The organism is Mesorhizobium sp. M7A.F.Ca.US.002.01.1.1, assembly GCF_004022955.1.
In the GTDB taxonomy this organism is placed as follows: domain Bacteria; phylum Pseudomonadota; class Alphaproteobacteria; order Rhizobiales; family Rhizobiaceae; genus Mesorhizobium; species Mesorhizobium ciceri.
Window position 1 is genome coordinate 1 of the sequence record NZ_RZQE01000539.1, and the last position, 3,639, is coordinate 3,639.

Here is a 3,639-nt window from a genome sequence, read left to right on the forward strand (position 1 = left end):
GAAAGCCGAATGGCCTGCGGTTGCGAGATACGCTGCATAGGCCTTCCCGCAGCCCCCGGTGGTTCCTATAGGAATGGTCACCGGGTAGCGCACGTCGCCCTTGCTGCCTGCCAGCGATCCGGCCATGGCAGCGGTGGAGGCCGCCACCATCAGCAAGCCTGCCACTATGGGGGTGGCTGCTCGTTTGCAGGTCCCGGATTTCATTCTGCTTCCCCCATTCGCAAAAAAGTCTCGGCCGGTTGCTTATTTCGATGACGAGATTGCGCAGCCGCCACTCGCGGTCTTGAGCTTCCACCGTGTCAACCCGGCCTGGCAATTGCGCAGCGCCGTCTCTTCCGCCGCCTTCTGGGACGGCGCGTTGAGCTTCGTCCCGCAGATGATGTAGAGGTCGACAACGCGCGAATAAAAGGTTGTGGCGTAGGCCGAATGGCCGCTCGCCGCGACGTAACCCTTGTAGGCAACGTTGCATTCGCCCGAACCCAAGGTCGGCGGAAAACGCACGTCTCCCTTGCGTCCTGCGAGCGATTCCGCCGAGCTGATGCCGGTCGCCGTTAATATTAGAAATGCGGAAAGTATCGAAGCAGCCGTTCCCTGGCAATATTTCAGTTTCATTTCCAGCCCGTCCCCATTGCCCCATGCTGGATAAACAGTAGCGAATATTTTGTCCCCCCGCCAGTTCACTGTTTGAGATTCGAAGCCGCCTATACTGACCAATCGCTTGGTCCATACAGTTCAGCCTTTTCACACGGCAGCAACGGCCTGCCGGTATAGTTCCGCCGTTTGGCTGTCGAAGTTGACCGTCCATTCTCACATCCGAAACACGCCAAAGCGCGTGTCCTCGATTTCGGCGTTGAGCGCGGCCGACAGGCTGAGCGCCAGCACGTCGCGCGTCTTTGCAGGATCGATGATACCGTCGTCCCAGAGGCGTGCGGACGAATAGAGCGGATGGCCCTCATGCTCGTATTTCATCAGGACAGGCTTCTTGAATTTCGCCTCTTCCTCGGCGCTCCATTCTCCGCCCTTGCGCTCGATGCCTTCGCGTTTGACCATGGCAAGCACCGTTGCCGCCTGTTCGCCGCCCATCACCGAGATGCGGGCGTTCGGCCACATCCACAGGAAGCGCGGTGAATAGGCGCGGCCGCACATGCCGTAATTGCCGGCGCCGAACGAACCGCCGATGATGACAGTCACCTTCGGCACCCTGGCGGTGGCAACCGCCATCACCAGCTTGGCGCCATCCTTGGCGATGCCGCCTGCTTCATATTTTCGACCGACCATGAAGCCGGTGATGTTCTGCAGGAAGACCAATGGAATTTTGCGCTGGCAGCACAGTTCGATGAAGTGCGCGCCCTTCAGCGCGCTTTCGGAAAACAGCACGCCGTTGTTGGCGATGATGCCGACCGGCATGCCATGGAGATGGGCAAAGCCGGTGATCAGCGTGGTGCCGTAATTCTGCTTGAACTCGTCGAATTCGGAACCGTCGACGACGCGCGCGATGACCTCGCGCGCGTCATAGGGCTGGCGCAGGTCGGTCGGCACGATGCCATAAAGTTCATCCGCCGGATGAAGCGGCGGAATTGCTCTCCTAGAGTTCAGGCTTACAGTCTTGTTCCGATTCAGGTTCTTGACGATGCGCCGGCAGATGGCGAGGGCATGGTCGTCGTCCAGCGCATAGTGGTCGGCAACACCGGAAAGCCTGGTGTGCACATCCGCACCGCCGAGATCCTCGGCACTGACATCCTCGCCCGTCGCCGCCTTCACCAGCGGCGGGCCGCCGAGGAAGATGGTTGCCTGATTGCCCACCATGATCGTCTCGTCGGACATCGCCGGCACATAGGCGCCGCCCGCCGTGCACGAACCCATGACGCAGGCGATCTGCGGAATGCCTGATGCCGACATGTTGGCCTGGTTGTAGAAGATGCGGCCGAAATGCTCGCGGTCGGGAAACACCTCGTCCTGGTTGGGCAGATTGGCGCCGCCGCTGTCGACGAGATAGATGCAGGGAAGATTGTTCTGCAGTGCGATCTCCTGCGCCCGCAAATGCTTCTTCACGGTCAGCGGATAATAGGTGCCGCCCTTCACGGTGGCGTCGTTGACGACGACCATCACCTCGGTGCCTTCGACGCGGCCGATGCCGGCGATCATGCCGGCCGAAGAGATCTCCTCGCCATACATCGACCATGCCGCGAACTGGCCGATCTCGAGGAAGGGTGAGCCGACATCCAGCAATTGCGCAAGGCGCTCGCGCGGCAGAAGCTTGCCGCGCGAGACATGGCGCTCACGCGCTTCCTCCGAACCGCCGAGCTCGACGGTGGCAGCCTTCTCCGCAATGTCGGCGACCAGCGCCCGCATGCGCTCGGCATTGGCACGGAAGGTTTCGGAGGAGGGGGAGATCTGGGTTTGCAACGTGGCCATACCTACACCCCCTCCGCCATGATCTCGCGGCCGATCAGCCAGCGGCGGATTTCGCTGGTGCCGGCGCCGATCTCGTAGAGCTTGGCGTCGCGCAACAGGCGGCCGGTTGGATAGTCGTTGATGTAGCCGTTGCCGCCAAGCAGCTGAATGGCGTCGAGCGCCATCAGCGTCGCCTTCTCGGCGGCAAACAGCACGCAGCCGGCGGCATCTTTTCGCGTCGTCTGGCCACGATCGCAGGCGGCGGCGACGGCATAGACATAGGCGCGCGCGGCATTCAGCGTCGTGTACATGTCGGCCAGCTTGCCCTGCACCAGTTGGAACTCGCCGATCGCCTGTCCGAACTGCTTGCGCTCATGCACATAGGGGATTGCCACGTCGAGGCACGCCGCCATCAGGCCGATCGGGCCGCCGGCAAGCACCGTGCGCTCATAGTCTAGGCCAGACATCAGCACTTCGACGCCGCGCCCTTCCTCATGCAGCACGTTGTCGAAGGGCACCTCGACATCCCTAAACACCAGCTCGCCGGTGTTGGAGCCGCGCATGCCGAGCTTGTCGAGCTTTTGCGCCACGGAAAATCCGGCAAAAGCCTTCTCGACGATGAAGGCGGTGATGCCGCGCGATTTCTGGTCCGGATCCGTCTTGGCATAGACCACCAGCGTCTCGGCGTCCGGCCCGTTGGTGATCCACATCTTGGTGCCGTTGAGCACGTAGCGGTCATTGCGCTTTTCGGCGCGCAGCTTCAGCGAGACGACGTCCGAGCCGGCGCCGGATTCCGACATCGCCAGCGCGCCGACTCGCTCGCCCGAGCACAGTGGCGGCAGGTATTTTTCCTTCTGCGCCGGCGTCGCCCAGCGGTTGATCTGGTTGACGCAGAGGTTGGAATGGGCACCGTAGGAGAGGCCGACCGAGGCCGAAGCGCGCGAAATCTCCTCGACGGCGATCACATGGGCGAGATAGCCCATGCCGCTGCCGCCGAAGTCGGGGTCGGCGGTGATGCCGAGCAGGCCGAGCGCACCGAGTTCGCCCCACAGATGCACCGGGAATTCATTCGAGCGATCGATGTCGGCGGCGATCGGCGCGATCCGGTCCTGGGCAAAGCGCCGCACCATGTCGCGCAGCGCCTCGATCTCTTCGTCATGCCCGAAGCTGAGCGTGTTGGTGTACATTTTTCTCCTCCCTGCGCATGACCCCGAAAATCGACTTTGATTCGAAAAGGGATCATGC

At 62.1% G+C, this 3,639-nt stretch carries 3 protein-coding genes; all 3 read right to left on the reverse strand.

Annotated features, from left to right (window positions below; all coding sequences use genetic code 11):
* Window positions 1-243: 243 nt before the first annotated feature.
* The 3 genes from EN932_RS31445 to EN932_RS31455 all read right to left on the reverse strand — a co-directional run bounded on the left by EN932_RS31445 (window position 244) and on the right by EN932_RS31455 (window position 3,581).
* Entirely contained in the window at window positions 244-714 is a 471-nt protein-coding gene (locus EN932_RS31445; protein ID WP_318011939.1) for a hypothetical protein, read from the reverse strand.
* Window positions 715-807: 93 nt separating this feature from the next.
* Entirely contained in the window at window positions 808-2,415 is a 1,608-nt protein-coding gene (locus EN932_RS31450; protein ID WP_127385442.1) for a carboxyl transferase domain-containing protein, read from the reverse strand.
* Window positions 2,416-2,417: 2 nt separating this feature from the next.
* Complete coding sequence (locus EN932_RS31455; protein ID WP_064993366.1) at window positions 2,418-3,581, reverse strand: isovaleryl-CoA dehydrogenase; 1,164 nt, start codon at window positions 3,579-3,581, stop codon at window positions 2,418-2,420.
* Between the last annotated feature and the right edge of the window lie 58 nt (window positions 3,582-3,639).